The organism is Clostridium cellulovorans 743B, from assembly GCF_000145275.1.
Lineage (GTDB): Bacteria > Bacillota > Clostridia > Clostridiales > Clostridiaceae > Clostridium_K > Clostridium_K cellulovorans.
Map to the genome: position 1 here is coordinate 892,290 of NC_014393.1, position 19,836 is coordinate 912,125.

At 30.5% G+C, this 19,836-nt stretch carries 12 protein-coding genes; 10 read left to right on the forward strand and 2 right to left on the reverse strand.

The genetic code is table 11. The features are described 5' to 3' along the window. Positions 1 to 23: 23 nt before the first annotated feature. Both aac(6') and CLOCEL_RS03650 read right to left on the reverse strand, forming a co-directional pair. A complete protein-coding gene (aac(6'), locus tag CLOCEL_RS03645) occupies positions 24 to 500 on the reverse strand; it encodes an aminoglycoside 6'-N-acetyltransferase (RefSeq protein ID WP_010074731.1) in 477 nt (158 codons plus the stop codon). Positions 501 to 641: 141 nt separating this feature from the next. Next, positions 642 to 1,583: an IS982 family transposase gene (locus CLOCEL_RS03650; RefSeq protein WP_010077629.1), complete on the reverse strand. Its 942-nt coding sequence runs from the start codon at positions 1,581 to 1,583 to the stop codon at positions 642 to 644. Positions 1,584 to 2,247: 664 nt separating this feature from the next. Between CLOCEL_RS03650 and CLOCEL_RS03655 the strand changes: the two genes are divergently transcribed. From CLOCEL_RS03655 to CLOCEL_RS03700, 10 genes are all read left to right on the forward strand, one after another. Continuing rightward, a complete protein-coding gene (locus CLOCEL_RS03655; protein WP_013291609.1) occupies positions 2,248 to 3,273 on the forward strand; it encodes a sugar-binding transcriptional regulator in 1,026 nt (341 codons plus the stop codon). A 145-nt stretch (positions 3,274 to 3,418) separates the two neighbouring features. Then, positions 3,419 to 4,423 (forward strand): type I glyceraldehyde-3-phosphate dehydrogenase, encoded by a 1,005-nt coding sequence (gene gap / locus CLOCEL_RS03660; RefSeq protein ID WP_010074729.1) that lies wholly within the window; start codon positions 3,419 to 3,421, stop codon positions 4,421 to 4,423. A gap of 251 nt (positions 4,424 to 4,674) precedes the next feature. Next, positions 4,675 to 5,868: a phosphoglycerate kinase gene (locus CLOCEL_RS03665; protein ID WP_010074728.1), complete on the forward strand. Its 1,194-nt coding sequence runs from the start codon at positions 4,675 to 4,677 to the stop codon at positions 5,866 to 5,868. Between the two features lie 329 nt (positions 5,869 to 6,197). After that, on the forward strand, positions 6,198 to 6,944 hold the full coding sequence (gene tpiA, locus CLOCEL_RS03670; RefSeq protein ID WP_010074727.1) for a triose-phosphate isomerase: 747 nt from the start codon (positions 6,198 to 6,200) through the stop codon (positions 6,942 to 6,944). A gap of 219 nt (positions 6,945 to 7,163) precedes the next feature. Then, complete coding sequence (gene gpmI, locus CLOCEL_RS03675) at positions 7,164 to 8,699, forward strand: 2,3-bisphosphoglycerate-independent phosphoglycerate mutase (protein ID WP_010074726.1); 1,536 nt, start codon at positions 7,164 to 7,166, stop codon at positions 8,697 to 8,699. Positions 8,700 to 9,141: 442 nt separating this feature from the next. Continuing rightward, the gene (locus tag CLOCEL_RS03680; protein ID WP_010074725.1) at positions 9,142 to 10,530 is read left to right on the forward strand and encodes a glycosyltransferase; all 1,389 of its coding nucleotides are present in this window, start codon (positions 9,142 to 9,144) and stop codon (positions 10,528 to 10,530) included. A gap of 16 nt (positions 10,531 to 10,546) precedes the next feature. Beyond that, positions 10,547 to 11,893 carry a glycosyltransferase gene (locus CLOCEL_RS03685; protein ID WP_010074724.1) on the forward strand — a complete coding sequence of 449 codons (1,347 nt, stop codon included), beginning with the start codon at positions 10,547 to 10,549 and terminating at the stop codon, positions 11,891 to 11,893. A gap of 32 nt (positions 11,894 to 11,925) precedes the next feature. Further along, a complete protein-coding gene (locus CLOCEL_RS03690; RefSeq protein ID WP_010074723.1) occupies positions 11,926 to 13,782 on the forward strand; it encodes a non-ribosomal peptide synthetase in 1,857 nt (618 codons plus the stop codon). 33 nt (positions 13,783 to 13,815) lie between these two features. Further along, positions 13,816 to 18,306 carry a non-ribosomal peptide synthetase family protein gene (locus CLOCEL_RS03695; protein ID WP_010074722.1) on the forward strand — a complete coding sequence of 1,497 codons (4,491 nt, stop codon included), beginning with the start codon at positions 13,816 to 13,818 and terminating at the stop codon, positions 18,304 to 18,306. A 171-nt stretch (positions 18,307 to 18,477) separates the two neighbouring features. Beyond that, complete coding sequence (locus CLOCEL_RS03700; protein ID WP_010074721.1) at positions 18,478 to 19,671, forward strand: SGNH/GDSL hydrolase family protein; 1,194 nt, start codon at positions 18,478 to 18,480, stop codon at positions 19,669 to 19,671. Positions 19,672 to 19,836: the final 165 nt, after the last annotated feature.

The following is a 19,836-nucleotide window of genomic DNA, read 5'->3' on the forward strand; positions in this document are numbered from 1 at the left end:
TCTTGAAAGCATATTATCTATACTTATAGTTTTTTCTTAAAACAAATTATCCTATTAGTTTCCTCAAAACCAATTTGCAAATGGAACTTTAAGCTATCTATATTGGTTAGTTCACAATCACTTGCAAACTCACTGCAGCCTTGAGCTTTTGCCCATTCTTCACATTGAGCTAGCAATTTTTTAGCTATGCATCTCCTTTGATATTCTTCTTTTACAAAAATACCTTCTAAATAGCCAACAGGACTACTTTGGGTTCCTTCCACATAATCATGTCTTAAACCGCACTGAGCAAATCCAACAGGTGTGGTTTCATCAAAGTAAATAAAAACAGCTCCATTATTTGAATCTATGTACTCTTTCATATCTTCTTCTAGCTGACTAATTTCATTATCAGGCCATAATAACATAGCCAATTGTGCAGCAATTCTGCTGTCTTCAAGGATCGCTTGTCTTATCATATTAATCTTTAGTGAGAGTTTTTGTGGATAATGCTCCCTCACTAAAGTTCACCTCCTTTTTTACTAATAACAAGTTGTTAATTAACCTGTTGTGCTAGCAGATAAGTTTTCATTAAAAGGATATTTATACCATGATTTTAGGCAGTCCTATCCTATTGTCTCATATACTGTTTTTGGAAATTATTATCCGAATACTAATTCTTTAATCTTTGATATTTCTATACCTATATTAAAAAATTTATTTATAAAATAGCAAAGATTATGAGCTAATATTTTATTTGATATTCTTGTGGCAAATCCCCAAGTTGATTTTGTAAGAACCCTCTGCATATTTAATTGCTCGGAGAGCTGAGAAAAAGTAGTTTCTACTCTACGACGAGCCTTGAATATCAACTGCCTAAAAGGTTTTAAAAGTTTAGTTTTACTATTGTTACGATTTATTGTTAAAAGACGAATGTACCTTGTTTCTTTTAATTGCGAAGCAACTTTTTGACCTATATATCCTTTATCACCTATTAGTATATCAATCTCTGAATTAGCTGTGAGTTCCCAGACGACATCTCTGTCATCAATATTTGCTGCTGTTACAGTAAAATCTGTGATATAGCCATCGAGGGCTACTAAAGCATGTAATTTGAATCCATAATATGTTTCTTTTTTCGAAGCGCATCGCCCGTAGGCAGCCTCCGGCTTAAAAGCTTTATGGAAATGAGCTCTCCCAAACTTACACACAGGAATTGGCATACTATCTGCAATTCTCATTCGGTCATATTGATAGTTAAGAAATTTCGTTAACTCTTTACGAATTTCATCAATGACTCGAAATAATGACTTTCTAACTCTATGAAACCTCGGCCTACTACAAAAGTTGGGAAATAAGTCTCGTAGGTTTTTAGAGCAAAATCCAAACCATGCTTTTTCAGAGTCAATGGTTAAGAGTTCACCTACTAAAGAAATCGTAATTATTTCGCTATCAGTCATTACTGATTTAGCGATGTTACGACGATTTTTAATAAATGTTGGAGTTACTTTTTGGTAAAAGTCATCAATTATAACATAAGTGACAACAATAAAATCTTTTAAGTCATTTATTGTTATGGTAGAATCTTTATTAAACTCTGGCATATAGGTTAGCCTCCTATCATTAGATTAGTGGTGTTTTTTAATGATAGGTTAGCAAATATGCTGGAGTTTTTCTATTTGTAAGTATTGCCAGCGTATTTAACTAGCACAACGGGTTAATTACTATTACATCATAACTATAGATGTTCTAATTTAAAAATCTATGTATGTTTTAATAAAGGTTCTTCAAATCATATATTAGTTTTTCAAAATTCTAATAAGCTTCTGAAGTAGTTTAAATAATGAAACCTCATATATTTTGATTTTACCTAGGGGATATGAATTGAATATAAAAGAACTTAAACTAAATTTTACTATAAAGACACAGAATATTACATATTGAAATTATACATATAACAGTTATATAAAAGTCATCAAGGATATATTAGCTTTAGATTAAAAAAATAGATTAAATGAAGGAAAATAAAAATAAAGAGCGAATAATAAATAAGGAGATGGAAAAAAATTCAAATTAATCATAATTAGCATTATAACATTTAAATGAGAATAATCCCAACATCAATGGAAAAACTATAACTACACAAAAAACAAAAAATAATTAAGTTTTTTCCAAAATACTATTTAAAAATTCCAAATTATAATTTATAATAGTTGTGGGACAGAAAATGGTTTGATGGGACATGTATTGACCAGTGGGGTGTTATAATTGCGAAAAACGATTAGATTGTTACAAAAATTAGTCCCTGAGTTATTACAACAGCTGGAGAAAAGATATAGAATTTTGAGGACAATACAATATAATCAGCCCATAGGAAGAAGAATTCTTGCTGTTAAGCTTGAGTTAGGTGAGAGAGTTGTTAGATCAGAAGTAGAATTTTTAAAGGATCAGCATCTTATAGAAATTAACTCATCAGGAATGAATGTTACAGCGGAGGGCGAAGAAATAATTGATAGTCTTAAAAATTTTATCCACCAAGCTAAAGGGCTCTTTGAGGTTGAAAAACAATTAAAAGAAGTTCTTAGGATAGAGAATGTTGTTATAGTCCCAGGCGATTTAGAAGAAGATCCGTCGGTAATGTTTGAGCTTGGAAAGGTAGCAGCTCATTTCATTATAAACAACATCAAGGATAAAGATGTTTTAGCTTTAACAGGTGGAAGCACATTAAAGAGTGTAGTAGACAACATGCCTTCTAATAGTTTTTATAAAGGTATAACCGTATTACCTGCTAGAGGTGGAATAGGTAGAGACCTAGAATATGAAGCTAACACACTTACGGCGACCCTTGCAAGAAAGATGAATGCTGCCTATAGATTATTACATATACCAGATAGCATCAAAGATGAAAAGGTTATACATTCTATAATGAATGAATCTAGCATCAGAGATGTAGTTGAAGAATTACATAATGTAAATGTGCTTATATGCGGTATCGGCAGAGCTGATAAAATGGCACAAAGAAGAGATCTTTCACCAGAAATGCGTACATATTTAGACGAGAAGGGTGCTGTAGGAGAAGCCTTCGGGTCATATTTTGATGAAAAGGGAAATGCTGTTTATACTATTCCAACGGTAGGAATAAAAGGGCAGGATGTATCTAAAATAGATAAATTAATTGCAGTTGCAGGTGGTAAGGAAAAAGCTAAAGCAATTATAGCAAGTTTATCTAATAAACCTAATGCAGTGCTTATAACTGATGAAGGAACTGCTAAAGAAATTCTGTATATTTTGTAATTCAAATAAAAATACTAAACAAGTGATTCATAAAAAATTTATTGATGAGAAATATATACTGTGGCTATTATGCTACTATATGTATTTAACATAAACCAAAAACTAACCAAAATATAATTTTTTAAATTTTAAGGAGGTAATCACAATGGCAAAAGTTGCGATTAACGGTTTTGGAAGAATAGGAAGATTAGCATTAAGATTAATGATTCAAAATCCTGAATTTGAGGTAGTTGCAATCAACGATTTAACTGATGCTAAAACTTTAGCTCACTTATTCAAATATGATTCAGCACAAGGAAGATTCAACGGTGAAATCGAAGTTAAAGACGGAGCTTTCGTAGTTAACGGAAAAGAAATCAAAGTTACTGCTGAAAGAAATCCTGCTGACTTACCATGGGGAGAATTAGGAGTAGACGTAGTTTTAGAGTGTACTGGATTCTTCACAACTCAAGAAAAAGCTGGTTTACATTTACAAGCTGGTGCTAAGAAAGTTGTTATTTCTGCTCCTGCTACTGGCGATATTAAAACAGTTGTTTACAACGTTAACCAAGCAATACTTGATGGTACAGAAACAGTTGTTTCAGGTGCTTCTTGTACAACAAACTGTTTAGCACCAATGGCTAAAGTATTAAACGATAGCTTTAAAGTAACAAAAGGATTTATGACTACAATCCATGCTTACACTAACGATCAAAATACTTTAGACGGCCCTCACGGAAAAAATGACCTTAGAAGAGGAAGAGCTGCTGCTGCTAACATAGTTCCAAACTCAACTGGAGCTGCTAAAGCAATCGGCTTAGTTATCCCTGAATTAAAAGGTAAATTAGACGGAGGAGCTCAAAGAGTTCCAGTTATAACTGGTTCATTAACTGAATTAGTTGTAACTTTAGAAAAGAAAGTAACTGTTGATGAAGTTAATGCTGCTATGAAAGCTGCTCAAACTGAATCTTTCGGATACACTGATGAAGAATTAGTTTCTTCAGACATAATTGGAACTAGCTTTGGTTCATTATTTGATGCAACTCAAACTAGAGTTATGGAAGTAAACGGAGAGCAATTAGTTAAAGTTGCTGCTTGGTATGATAACGAAATGTCATACACTTCACAATTAATCAGAACTTTAAAATACTTTGTTGAAATAGCAAAATAGTTTAAACTAAAAATTCTGGTTATTTTAAATAACTAAAACACATAAGGTCTGGTTTTGTAGTTTGGGCTATGAACCCAGGCCTTTTTAAATAGATGTAAGGTATCTATTGATCTTTCTGCATGTTAGAGTAATCTCTGACAAATTAAGTTAGGATAGTTTAACTTTGTTTTGTAACAGAGAAGATTTATAGTACTTTAATCTGTTATACAATAAATTTTAAAACCTATATTATCTATTACGAGGTGAATAAGATGGAATATAATAAGAAGAGTATTGAAGATATACAAGTTAAAGGTAAAAGAGTTCTTGTTAGATGTGACTTCAACGTTCCATTAAAAGATGGCGAAATCACAGACATCAACAGATTAGTTGGAGCAATGCCAACAATCAAATACTTAGTGGATAACGGAGCTAAAGTAATCCTTTGCTCACACTTAGGAAAAGCTAAGGGTCCAGACCCATCAAAAACTTTAGCACCAGTTGCTGAAAAATTAAGCGAAATGCTTGATAAAGAAGTTGTTTTCGCAGCTGACGATACAGTAGTTGGAGAAAATGCTAAAGCTGCTGTTGCTGCTATGAAAGAAGGAGATGTAGTTCTTCTTGAAAACACAAGATTTAGACCAGAAGAAGGTAAGAACGAAGAAAGCTTCTCTAAAGATTTAGCTAGCATTGCTGACGTATATGTTAATGATGCATTTGGTACTGCTCACAGAGCTCACTGCTCAACTGTTGGCGTAACTAACTTCGTTGATACTGCTGCTTGTGGATACTTAATCCAAAAAGAATTAAAATTCCTTGGTAACGCAGTAGAAAACCCAGAAAGACCATTCGTTGCTATCCTTGGCGGAGCAAAAGTATCTGATAAGATCAATGTTATCAACAACCTTTTAGAAAAAGTTGATACATTAATCATCGGTGGTGGAATGGCTTACACATTCTTAAAAGCTCAAGGCTACACAATAGGAACTTCACTTTTAGAAGCTGATAAAGTTGAATACTCAAAAGAAATGTTAGAAAAAGCAGCTGCTAAAGGCGTTAAGTTATTATTACCAATAGACAACGTTGTTGGAGATAAATTCTCAGCTGATGCAACTCCTGTAACAACTGAAGATCAAAACATTCCAGAAGGACACATGGGTCTAGATATCGGACCTAAGTCTGCAGCTTTATTTGCTGATGCAGTTAAAGGCGCTAAGACAGTTATCTGGAACGGACCAATGGGAGTATTCGAATTCGAAAACTTCGCTAAAGGTACTGTTGAAGTTGCTAAAGCAATGGCAGATTCAAGTGCTACTACAATAATCGGTGGTGGAGATTCAGCTGCTGCTGTTAATATCTTAGGATTCGGAGACAAGATGACTCACATCTCTACTGGTGGTGGAGCTTCACTTGAATTCTTAGAAGGAAAAGAACTTCCTGGTATAGCTGCATTAAACGACAAATAGAATTTTGACATAATACCTTGAGAATAATTAGTCTTATAGGCTGGTCAATTTTGATCAGCAGTTCTGATTTATTATTTAACAATAGGTGATAATTGCTGTTGAATGTACTCCTACATTCAACAGTAATAAAAGACGTTTATAGGGGGAACGATGTGATCGTGAAAATTTATAGACGTCTAACTATAATTAATAATTTTTATCAAAATAAAAACAAGTATTAAATCAATGAATCAACTAATTGATAATAATTATTGTTTACTGAAAAGTATACAAGGATTATAATATTAGTAAGATTACATATGAGGTTAAATTGAGGAGTGATTTCTAAAATGAGAAAAGCAATAATCGCAGGAAACTGGAAAATGAACAAAACTGTTGACGAAGCAGTTGCTTATATAAATGAATTTAAACCACTAGTTAAAGATGCTACATGTGACGTTGTTTTATGTGTACCATTCATAGCTTTAGATGCTGCTGTTAAAGCTGCTGCAGGAAGCAACATCAAAATTGGTGCTCAAAACATGCACTTTGAAGAAAGTGGTGCTTTCACAGGAGAAGTTTCTCCTAAGATGTTAACTTCAATTGGAGTTGACTATGTAGTAATTGGACATAGTGAAAGAAGACAATACTTCGCTGAAACAGATGAAACTTGTAACTTAAAGGTTAAAAAAGCTATCGAACACAACTTAATTCCAATCCTTTGCTGTGGAGAAACTTTAGAAGAAAGAGAAACTGATAAAACTGAAGAAGTTATCGGTGCTCAAATCAAAGCTGACTTAGCAGACGTTGCAGAAGCAGACTTAGAAAAAGTTGTTATAGCTTACGAACCAATCTGGGCTATAGGAACTGGTAAAACTGCTACAGACGATCAAGCTAATGAAACAATAGCTTTCATCAGAAAAACTTTAGCTTCATTATACACTCAAGAAGCTGCTGATAAAGTTAGAATCCAATACGGTGGTTCAGTTAAACCTTCAACAATCAAGGCACAAATGGCTAAGAGCGATATCGATGGTGCTTTAGTTGGCGGAGCTAGTCTTTTAACTGATGACTTTGCACAAATCGTAAACTACTAAAAAATCGTAGCTTTAGAATAATAGAAATTGTATTATAGTATAGGTAGTTTTACACTATGTACAATTCAAGCAAAAGTATTTATAATATTTTTAGTTTGTTATTTAAGATAAAGCTATTTATAAAGATAACTCACTAACTCCTGCTTTGAGGCTTGGCCTATAGAGCAGGAGGTTTAAAAAATATATGATAAAAATTATTAGTTATAGGAGGAAAACATTATGGCTAAAAAACCAACGATGTTAATGATATGGGATGGTTTTGGTATAACAGATAAAGTAGACGGAAATGCCGTTGCAGCAGCTAACAAACCAAACTTTGATAAATACTGGGGCAATTACCCTCACACTACATTAGGGGCTAGTGGAATGGCAGTTGGACTACCAGAAGGACAAATGGGTAACTCTGAAGTTGGACACTTAAATATAGGTGCAGGAAGAGTTGTATATCAATCTTTAACAAAGGTAACAAAATCAATATTAGATAAAGATTTCTTCGAAAAAGAAGCTTTAGTTCAAGCTGTAAATAATGCAAAAGCTAATGGTGGAGCTCTTCATTTAATGGGACTTTTATCACCAGGTGGAGTTCACTCACACACAGAACACGTTAAAGGTTTAGTAGACCTTGCAAAAGTTCATGGATTAGAAAAATTATATATCCATGCTTTCACAGATGGTAGAGACGTTCCACCATCATCAGCAAAAGAATATGTAGAAGAATTAGAAAGCTACATGAATGAACAAGGCGTAGGTAAATTTGCTACAGTATCAGGAAGATACTATGCTATGGATAGAGATAACAGATGGGAAAGAGTACAACTTGCATACGATGCAATGGTTAATGCAAAGGGTGAATTCTCTAAATCAGCTTTAGAAGCTATAGACAAGTCATACCATGATAACAAAACTGACGAGTTTATATTACCAACTGTTATAATAGATGAAGAAAACAAACCAGTTGCAAAAATAAATAAAAATGATTCAGTTGTATTCTTTAACTTCAGACCAGACAGAGCAAGAGAAATGACAAAGGCTTTAACACAACCAGGCTTTGATGGTTTTGAAAGAGAAGATTTAAACTTATTCTTCGTTACAATGACAGAATATGATTCAACATTTACTGGTTTACGTGTAGTATTTGGACCAGAAGAAATCAAAAACACATTAGGCGAAGTTGTTGCAGCAAACGGCTTAAATCAATTAAGAATAGCTGAAACAGAAAAATATGCTCACGTTACTTTCTTCTTTAACGGTGGAGTTGAAGAACCAAATCCTAACGAAGACAGAGCATTGATACCTTCTCCAAAGGTAGCAACTTATGATCTTCAACCACAAATGAGTGCTCCAGAATTAACTGAGCAATTATTAGCTAAGTTAGATGAAGATAAATATGATATGATAATATTAAACTTCGCTAACCCTGATATGGTTGGACATACTGGTATATTCGAAGCAGCTAAAGCAGCAGTTGAAGCTGTAGATGCTTGTGCAGGTAAAATAGTTGATAAAGTACTTGAAAAGGATGGAGCTGTATTTATAACAGCTGACCACGGTAATGCTGAAACTATGATAGATTACTCTAACGGTAAGCCATTCACAGCTCACACAACAGAACCAGTACCTTTCGTATTTATAGCTAACAATGCTAAAGCATTAAGAGATGGCGGTTCATTAGCTGACATAGCTCCAACAATGCTTGAAGTTATGGGTGTAGCACAACCAGCAGATATGACTGGAAAGAGCTTAATCGTAAAATAGGTAGAGTATTGAAAAAACTTAAATAATAATATCGTGTTGAGTAGTGCATATGACACTAACAACACATTATAAAAATTTCAAAAAACTAAGCATTAGAAACAGCTAATGCTTAGTTTTTTTATGTAGAATTTTCAGAAATTCTAAAAGAATTTAAATAAAATTATGAGGAAAGTAAGGGAATTATACAACTTATTGACACAAATATGGTCTGGTGATAATATTTAACTTGTTATATATAAATTGTAGTTATATACATTATAATATGTGTTGATTTATTATAATGATAAAAAATAAAATAATTACATTTATTTATGTATTTTACAATGAGACTTTGCTATTGAATTTATTTTAATAGTTGAATATTAAATCGTTGTTAATTATTTGTAGGTTTTTAGTCGATAGCTAAAGTATATAAAAATTATTCTATAAAAGGAGAGGCTAAGTGGCAAATGTATTAGTGATTACTCATGGTACAGGCGGTGATGTAATACCGTTTATTAGACTAGGAAAGATATTAAAAAATGCTGGATATAATGTGTTCATATTTACGCATTGTATATATGAAGAAGAGTCAAAAAAAAGTGGCTTAAACTTTGTAGCGATTGATGATTATGAAGAATATAAAGAAAAGAATGATAGTTTATACCAATTATCAGATCCTATAAATAAACTAGATGAGTATTTAGAATTTAATAAAAAATATTGTGGCGCAGATAGAATGTATAAAGAGTATATGCTCATCAGAGAATATTGTATAGACGAAAATACCATTATCTTATTTAGACATCGTTTTAGTTTGTCTGGATTATTAGTTGCTGAGAAATATAATTGCATAGGTGTTCCTGTTTTTCTTGCACCTAATTATTTGCAACATTTAGAATTACATGAAAAACTTATTGGTGAAACAATGGTTAATGAAATTAATATTGTGAGAAGTAGAACTGGGTTGAAAAATATATCTAGTTGGACAAAATGGATGTGTTCACCAAGGTTTAAAATAGCTGTGTGGCCAAGGTGGTATGCAATTGAGGAGACAAAGGATATTAATGAAATAGCTACTATTGGTTTTTTAGCTGAAGATACTAATGATCAATACAAAATTTCGGAAAAGGTAAAAAAATTCTTGAATAGTGGGAAGAAAACTGTACTTATAACTGCAGGAACTAGTAATGTGATAAACCCTGATTTCTATAAAATAGCAGTTGAAGCTTGCACAAAGGAAAATATAAATGCTATTTTAGTTACACCATTTGATGAGTTAGTTCCTAAAAATCTTGAAGGTAATATATTAAGGCTTCATAAAGCGCCAATAAAAGATATTATGTTATATGTTTATGCCGTTATTCATCATGGAGGAATAGGAACAGGTAGTGAAGCAATTGCCTGTGGAATTCCGCAAATAATAATGCCTCATATAGCAGATGGTCCGGATAATGCAGATAAGCTTAGAAAACTTGGAGTTGCAAAAGTTCTTCCAATGAAAAACTGGAATGCTGAATCTCTTGGAAAAATTTTAAACAATATAACTGAGGATAATATATCATTATCATGTAAAAAGTTGTCTGAAAAAATGAAAAAGGATAACTATAAAGAAGAACTATGTTCAAGTATTAAAAAACTTTTAGAGAACAAAGAAGCTTATAAAATTAAGAATTTCCCTGAAGGTTCTTTAGAGGAAAGTAAGTATTTGAATAATACAGGTATTAATTATTGTAAAGAAAAAATCAATGAAGATGGAGTAGTTTGCAATAATAAATCAAATATGGACTCTATTTCAGAAAGAAAGAAAAAAATGTTACTAGAGTTGTTAAGAAAAAAACAAAAGGATTAATTAATAGGGGGAAACTGTGGCAAACGTAATTATTACTACACATTGGTCTGATGGAGATGTTATTCCATTTATAAACATTGGTAAACATCTAAAAAAAAATGGTCATGAAGTCACAATATTTACGCATTGTGTTTATGAAGAAAAAGCTAAGGAAGTAGGAATTAATTTTATCGCGTGGGATACATGGGATGAATATAGAGAATTAATGGATAGTGCTATTAAATATACTGATACAATTGCGGCAAAACAAGAAATTCAACTATTTCAAGATCGGTATGAGAGTATTGATGTGAGAATGAAAGAATATGAGTTGTTGAAACCATATTGCATAAAGGAAGATACAATATTAATTGCAAAAAATCGTTCCAGTATAGCAGCTTTAATGTTAGCCGAAAAGATGAATTTACCGTTAATTTGGGTATATATGAATCCATATGAATACGAAAGTATCATTAATTATAATAATATAAATTCAGAAAAATTATGTGAAGAAGCAAATAAACTAAGAGAAAAAGTTGGACTAGAACCTATAGAAAGTTGGTTAGCTTGGCAGTATAGCCCTAAAATCCAAATAGGATTGTGGCCAGAATGGTATAAAAGTGACATTGTTAACATACCAAAGAAGATTAGATTGGTCGGATTTCCTTTAGAGTCTATTGATAAAAGTAATAGTTTTATACCAAATGATTTAATCGAGATATTAATAGAACAGCCTTCACCTATAGTAATATCTGGCGGAACTAGTAAGAAGATTAGAAGTGAATTTTACAATATTTCTATTGAAGCAGCCGCTAAGTTTAATAGGAAAGTTATTGTGGCAACAAAATATAAGGAATTATTACCTAACAAGATTCCTGAAAACGTATTAATATTTGATTATATACCATTGTATGATGTTTTATCATTTTCAAGTCTTATAATTCATCATGGCGGTATTGGAACAACTAGCAATGCATTAAGTGTAGGTACACCTCAATTGATTTTAGCAGATTATATTGATCGACCGCTGAATGGAGCAATTGTAAAACAAATTGGATTAGGCGAATATCTTCCACCTTTAAGATGGAATTATAGAAACATTACTGATAGTATTGAGAAACTTTTAAATTTAGAATATAAAGAAAAATGCTTTAGATTTTCAGAAAGTCATAGAGAGGAAAAAGCTTTAGAAATTATTGAATGTATAGTAAACGATGCCAAAGAAAATGATGAATACTTAATTGACTATGAAACAATAAAGGGTTGTATTATTGAAAAAACTTTTAATAGTACTATCAATAAAGAAAAAGTTGAGGACACAAATGGAACTATTTTATCAAAAGATATTAAAAAGCATTTATTAGAAAGAATGAAGAAAAGATAAGTATAAAATACGGGTATGAGGATGATGGGGTAATGAATAGTAATAATATTATAAAAAAAATTAATGAGTTTAACAATACTACTGTAGAATATCCAAGTGAAAAAACTATTGTTCAATTATTTGAAGAACAGGTTTCTATTTCACCAGAAAAGGTAGCCGCAGTATTTGAAGATAGACAAATAACTTATGGTGAACTCAATGAAAGAGCTAATGGAATAGCAATTAAGCTTCGAGCATCTGATGTAAAACCTAATGATTTCGTTGCAGTTATCTGCGATAGAAGTATAGAAATGTTGATTGGAATTTATGGGATTATAAAAGCTGGGGGAGCGTATGTACCTATAGATACTTCTTATCCATTAGAAAGGATTCAATATATTCTTTCAGATTGTAAGCCAAAAGCAATACTTACATATGGAACAGTAGTTGATAGTGAAATACCAATAATTGATTTAGCTTTAGATTCAGAAATACAAAATGAGCCTAGAAATTTGCAACAGGTTAATAATCCAGATGATATTCTTTACTTGATTTATACATCGGGTACAACAGGAAATCCTAAGGGAGTTATGATTAAGCATTCATGCATTGTGAATTTTTCTTATAACAGCACTTGTGGAATTATGAAGCCAGTTTTTGATAATGGATATTCTAGAATTGCGTGTGTGAATAATTTAGCATTTGACCTAAGTGTTACAGAAACAGTATTCTCTTTAGTAAATGGAATGACAATATATATAGCCAATTCATTAGAACAGAAAATAACAGAGGATTTTGAAAAGTTGGTGCTAAAACATGAGATTGAAATACTCCAAACTACACCGAGTAGAGTAAAATTATTTTTATCTGACGATAGTAGAAGGGAATATTTAAAACGATTAAAATTTATAATGCTTGCAGGCGAAAAGTTTGACTTAACATTATTTAACCAACTAAAACAGTATACAGATGCTATTATAGTAAATTCATATGGGCCTACCGAAACAACAATAGTATCGACTGGCTGTGTTGTAAATGATTTTAGTGGACAAGAGGAATTAATAGTGGGAAAACCAATATCAAATACACAAGTCTATATTTTAGATGGAATGGAACTTTGTGATATTGGTGAAAAAGGAGAAATTTGTATTGCTGGAAGTGGTGTGGCAAAAGGGTATTTAAATCTTTCGGAACTAACAAAAGAGAAGTTCATTGATAATCCATTTGGAAACGGAAAGCTTTATCGTTCGGGAGATATGGGTTGTTGGAGGATAGATGGTAATATTGAAATCCAAGGAAGAAAAGATGATCAAGTAAAAATTCGAGGATATAGAATAGAGCTTGGAGAAATTGATAGTGTCATCCGAAAAATCGATGATATAAAGGATGTTACAGTAATTGCTAGAGAAAATAAAAATGGTGATAAAGAAATAAATGCTTATATTATTTCAGAAAATGCGTTAATAATATCAAAAGTTAGAGATGAGCTTAGTGCATACTTACCTGAATATATGTTGCCAACGAAAATGATGAAAATAGATGCTTTACCTGTAACTGAAAATGGGAAAGTTGATAAAAAAGCTCTGCCTGAAATAGAAGAAGTAACTGAAAGTTTTTATGTGGCTGCAACTTCTCCGTTAGAAGAAGAATTGGTTCAATTATGGGAGGAAATGTTATTTATTGATTCTATAGGAATTGATGATAATTTTATTGAATTAGGAGGACATTCGTTAATTGCTATTAAAATGGTATATAGAATTAATGAAATGTATGATATTAACTTATCTATCTTGGAGTTACTTACAAATGGATTAACAGTAAGAACATTATCACAGATAATAGAAGAAAAGTTATTTGATTCGTTGAGTGAGGAAGAACTTGCAAATTTATTAAGTGAACTGGATGATTAAATAAAGGATTAAAGTGCCTCAGGGGGATTATTGATGGAATGTGATTTCAATAAAGATGAATCTATTAAAAAGAGAATTGAACTAAAAGCTATATTAGAAATGAAGAAGAAGAAGTTGTCATACAATTTTATAGAGCGGGTACCAAGAAAAGAAAATAATAATTATTTTGTTTTATCCTATGAACAAAATAGATTATGGGTTTTACAAAAGTTTAATCCTAATAGCATAATGTATAATCTGTATTTTGGGTTTCGTATTTATGGAACATTGGATATAGATTTATTTCAAGAAGCATTGAATATCATTGGATATGAAAATGAGTCATTAAGGACTAGATTCCAATATATCAATGGAGAAATAATGCAAGTTATTGAGCCAGCGTTTAAAGGACAAGTTAATATTATTAACTTGTCTAATGTAGATGATGATTTGTTGGAAGAAAAAGTGAGGGAAGTTGCTCAAAGAGAGACAGATAAACCTTTTGATTTGGAACAAGGACCATTAATTAGATTTTCTTTAATTGAGATAAGTCCTGAAGAGAAGATATTTATAACTGTAATCCATCATATTATATTTGATGGATGGTCAACAGGAGTTTTTTACCGACAATTGACAGAAAAATATAATCAATTATACCTCGGAAGACGTTGTTCACGAGAAACAAATAAAGTACAATATGGTGATTATGCAGAGTGGCAGAAAAAACTCTATTCTCAAAAAAGAATAGAAAAACAATTTAATTACTGGATGAATAGATTAAAAAATATTGATCAAGATGTTGAATTCCCAACAGACAAAAAAAGGCCGAAGGTCGTAACTGGAAATGGTGATGTTATTCCTTTTGAATTAAGTAGCAGTAATGTAGAAAAATTAAAAAAATATGCTGCTGAAAATAATTGTACAGTAAGTGTAGTCTTGTTATCAGTATATAAATGCTTAATTTATAAGTATACTATGAAATCAGATATTACTGTAGGAACAGCAGTTGCTAATAGGAAAATAAATGGAACAGAAGATATTATTGGTTTTTTCGTAAATACAGTAGTTTTAGTTACTGAATTAGATGGAAATATGAAGTTCACAGAAGTTCTTGAAAGAGTAAGAAATACGACATTAGAAGCTTATGATAATCAGGATATTCCTTTTGAGCAATTAGTAGAAAAATTGAGTCCAATTAGAGATGCTAGTAGAAATCCGTTTTTTCAATTAGTATTTAACTATATAAATACTCCAAGATTGAAGTTTGAATTACAAAATTTAAGAGTCGAAGACTATCAATTAGGAAGTAGAAAATCACTTTTTGATGTTTCCTTGCAGATTGAAGAAAATGAAGATAGAATTTTTGGTTTTTTTGGATATAATTCAGATTTGTTTTTTTCAGAAACGATAAAAAAGATATGTAATCAATTTCAATTACTACTCAGTGAAGTTCTTAAGGATAAAAATATAACTATAAATGAAATTTCAATATTAAGTCAACAAGAAAGAAATTTAATTCTAAATGAATTTAATAATACATATGTAAAATATCCAAATCAAAAAACCGTAGTTGAGTTATTTGAGGAGCAGGTAGAAAAAGCTCCTAATAATATTGCAGTGGTATATATGGAGAAAAAATTAACCTATAAAGAACTCAACCAGAAAGCAAATGCATTAGCGGTTAAGCTTCGTCAATTAGGGGTGAAACCAAATGAATTTGTGGCTATTTTAGCAAAGCGAAGTTTAGAAATGGTAATTGGTATTTTAGGAATTCTTAAATCAGGGGGAGCGTATGTTCCTATCGATATAGAATATCCAGAAGATAGAATTTCTTATATGTTAAATGATTCTAAACCTAAGGTTATTGTTAGTTATGAAGCTGAGATAAAATCAGAAGGAATACCAGTAATTAATCTTAAGGATAATAAAGTTTTTCAAGGTGAAGATAGAAATCCTAAAAGTGTAAACATACCAAGTGACTTGGTTTATGTAATATATACTTCAGGAACAACTGGGAAACCTAAAGGTGTAATGATTGAAAATATAGGCGTAGTAAATTTTAGAGAATATTTCATAAGGAATCATAGGATAACAGAGAAAGATAGAATTTTACAATTCTCTAGTTTTGCATTTGATGCAATGGTAGCTGAATTAACAGCGAGTTTACTAACAGGTGCTAGTTTATATATCATATCAAGAGAGGAACAGAAGGATACTAAGCTTTTTGAAAGATTTGTAGAAAATAACGAAATTACAATGGCGATACTTCCTCCACAATATTTAGGGCAAGTTAAGTTGAAGGGGATAAAAAATTTGATATCTGCAGGATCGGAAACTAATACGCAGATAGTAAAAGCAAATAGTAAATATTCACGATATTTTAATGCTTATGGTCCAACAGAGGTAACAGTATGTGCAACATATTGGTGCAATAAGGATGAAGGAAAGATACCGGAGAAAATTCCTATAGGGAAGCCTATTGAAAACAAGAAAATCTATATTATGAATGAAATGAGTTTATGCGGAATAGGAATTCCTGGAGAACTTTGCATCGCAGGAGTTGGATTAGCTAGGGGTTACTTGAATAATTTAGAGCTTACTGCTGAAAAATTTATTAATAATCCATATGGTGAAGGAAGAATATACCGAACTGGAGATTTAGCAAGATGGCTTCCTGATGGAAACATAGAATATCTAGGGCGTATTGATGAACAGGTAAAAATAAGAGGTTTTAGAATAGAACTTGGAGAAATTGAAAATGTTCTCCGTAAAGTTGAATATATAAAGGATGTTGTAGTGGCTTCAAGAGAAGATTTTAGTGGGGAGAAAGCAATTTTTGCTTATATAGTATCTGATATTCAGGTTAATTTTAATAAAGTTCGAGAAAGAATTCGTAAAGAGTTGCCAGAGTATATGATTCCAGGATATTTTATGCAAATAGATGAGATACCTCTAACACCAAATGGAAAAATAAATAAAAAGGCATTACCAACACAAATAGACAGAGTATGTATAGATTATGTAGCACCGACAAATGAGATGGAAGAAAAATTAGCTAAGATATGGAGTGAAGTTCTAGGAGTAGAAAAGATAGGGATACATGATAATTTTTTTGAACTAGGTGGAGATTCAATTAAAGCTATAAAAGTGATTTCTAAGTTAGTTTTGGATTATAAAATTAATGCAAATGATATATTCGAAAAACAAACTATAGCAGAGTTATCTAAAAAATTGAGCAAAGACAGTATGATTGATAAGATTCTAGCATTAGCTAGCAGTAAAAATGAAATAGCTAGTTGTAGTGATTTAGAAACAAATAATTTGAATAATGATATTCAAGAAAGCATAAGAGAAGAAGTGAAAAATAATATTGAATATTATTACAAAAAGAATGAAATTTATAAGGATATAAATATAAATACAACTAAAGGCTATGAAAAAATTTTGTTATGCGGAGCAACTGGTTATTTAGGTATATATGTATTAAGAGACCTATTAGAAAGTACTTTTAGTAAGATTATACTAATTATAAGAGGCAATGATATTAATGATTCAATAGAAAAGTTAACAAGAAAGTTTGAGTTCTATTTTGATAAAGAGTTATATTTTAAATATAAAGAAAGAATAAGCGTATTAAATGGTGATATTTCAGAAAAAAATTTAGGATTAAGTAATGAGGTATATAACAGAATATCGGTAGAAGTTCAATGTATAATTAATTGTGCTGCTAATGTAAAACACTATGGAAAGTATGATGAATTATATTCTGTTAATGTTGCTGGGACAAAAAACTTACTTGAATTTTCTTCTAATAAGATTATTAAGGATTATAATCATATTTCAACAACTAGTGTAGGGTATGGGAAAGTGGAAAATCAGAAGGAAGTTCATTTTACTGAATATGATTTCGATATAGGACAGCAAAATGATAATTATTACATTCAAACTAAACAAATAGCAGAAAAGCTAGTTTTAGAGGCAAGACTTAAAGGTGTAAAATGTAATATCCTTCGAGTTGGTAATCTTGTATTTAATTCAGAGAATGGTAAGTTTCAAGAGAATATAGAGGATAATACTTTCTATAAATTAATTAAATCTTATATAAAATTGTCAGCCTTTCCAATAGGTGAGGATATGAAGCTTGAGTTTTCTTTTGTAAATTATGTAAGTAAGGCGATAGTGTTACTTTTTAATAGACAAGAGTTAGTAAATGAGACTTATCATATATTTAATGATAATAGTGTTAATATTTCTGAATTCGGAAAATTTGTTGAAAAGTTTATTGTGAATTTAAAACTTATAGAGGATAAAGAATTTTTAAAGTATTTATTAGAAAAATATTCTGAAAATCCTAATAATGAGTATACTATTAACTTGCTATTTAACTATAGTGAAAGACTAAATAATAATTTTATTAAGTTTGTATTAAAATCAGATAAAACTAATTTTATACTTGATAGACTAGGATTCCAATGGCCGATATTGACAGAAGAACATGTGGAGAAAATGATTCATCATTGTCTAAAAGTAAACTTTTTAGAATAGATACATTATTACTAATAAGTGAGGTTTGTGACTAGGAGTTATAAATCTACTTATCAATGATGCATTAGAAAACTAAGGATACAAAGGATACAAAGAGATTTCAAAAATTATTTAACATGTTTAAATGTTTTTAATAAGATGTAGTTCTAAATTTTTTTACTGGAGGATAACATGGATATTATTATTTTTGGGACAAGCGATAAAAGAATACGGATTGAAGAAACTTTAAAAAATATCCATAAGATTGTAGGATATACTGATGTTAGCCCTAAGGTTCAATATATAAATAATACTAAAGTTTATAGATTAGAAGATTTAAAATCAATTAGTTACGATTATATAGTATTAGGAATTGATAATGCTAAGGTTTGTAAAGGTGTTATTGAATATTTGATTAAGAAATATAAAATTGAATCATCAAAAATAGTGGATTTTTATTATTTTTATTATAATGGAGTACCGTCACAAAAAGTTGATAGAGTTATGCAACATCCAAATAATAAAGATGGTTATAATGGGATTATTTTAGGATTATCACATTCAGAAGTTGGAATTAATCCTAAATATCTGAAAGCGAATTTTTGTAATTTATCTGTCTCTAGCCAGGATATATATTATAATTTAATGACTTTGAAGCATTGTATAAAAAATTATCCAGATAAAATTAAAAATTTGCGCTACGCTATTATAGATATGTTTGATTATACCTATTTTAATTTTGATGTTTCTCTTTCAAATAAAATAATTCATTATTACTCTTGGGGAGGATATCATAAAGCTTATCATAATTATTTAGAAAATAAGAGGTATTCACCAGATATAAATGATGAACTTAGTAAAAAGAATTTTAAAATAATAGAATCTTTAAGTTCACAGGAACTAACTTTAAGGGATGAATTATTTGAAAATATGTATGATGATACACAATGTAAGTTGTTTAACGATTTCCCTTCTGCAAGTAATCGAAACAAAAGAATTGAAAAGGGATTTAATGACTTTTGTATGCCAGATCATATGCCAAAACATGCTAAGAAACGGTATCAAAAAACTATAGATGAGAATATAAGTTACTTTGATGAAATTTTAAATAGTTTGCATACAATAAATGCAAATATTAAAATTTATATTGTACTTATTCCGAGATATGATGCAGTAGAAGAAATTCATAGAATTGAATATGTTAACTGGAAGCGAGAATTTGAAGAAATAATTTATAAATTTCAACAGAAGTATCAATTTAAGTACTTAGATTTTAAGGATTATAAACAAATCTCTAATAATAATAATTTTTACTATGATACAGCACATTTGAATTATGATGGGGCAACGGCATTTACTAACCTTTTAAATAGTCATATAGATTAAAGCCTACTATCTATCAATGATATAAAAAAAAGATTGTTCACCTAGAATTTAATTTCTAGGTGGACTTTTTACGTTTATTATAGCACTAACATTTATATTTAAAATTCAAATAATTTAATTCAAATTACAAATAATAATTATAAAAATGTTTATCGACCTTAAGGA

Bases quoted from the DNA above. Each gene is read 5' to 3' on its own strand.
- CLOCEL_RS03650 (WP_010077629.1), bottom strand. From the start codon at position 1,583: ATGCCAGAGTTTAATAAAGATTCTACCATAACAATAAATGACTTAAAA.
- gap (WP_010074729.1), top strand. From the start codon at position 3,419: ATGGCAAAAGTTGCGATTAACGGTTTTGGAAGAATAGGAAGATTAGCA.
- CLOCEL_RS03665 (WP_010074728.1), top strand. From the start codon at position 4,675: ATGGAATATAATAAGAAGAGTATTGAAGATATACAAGTTAAAGGTAAA.
- tpiA (WP_010074727.1), top strand. From the start codon at position 6,198: ATGAGAAAAGCAATAATCGCAGGAAACTGGAAAATGAACAAAACTGTT.
- gpmI (WP_010074726.1), top strand. From the start codon at position 7,164: ATGGCTAAAAAACCAACGATGTTAATGATATGGGATGGTTTTGGTATA.
- CLOCEL_RS03690 (WP_010074723.1), top strand. From the start codon at position 11,926: ATGAATAGTAATAATATTATAAAAAAAATTAATGAGTTTAACAATACT.
- CLOCEL_RS03695 (WP_010074722.1), top strand. From the start codon at position 13,816: ATGGAATGTGATTTCAATAAAGATGAATCTATTAAAAAGAGAATTGAA.
- CLOCEL_RS03700 (WP_010074721.1), top strand. From the start codon at position 18,478: ATGGATATTATTATTTTTGGGACAAGCGATAAAAGAATACGGATTGAA.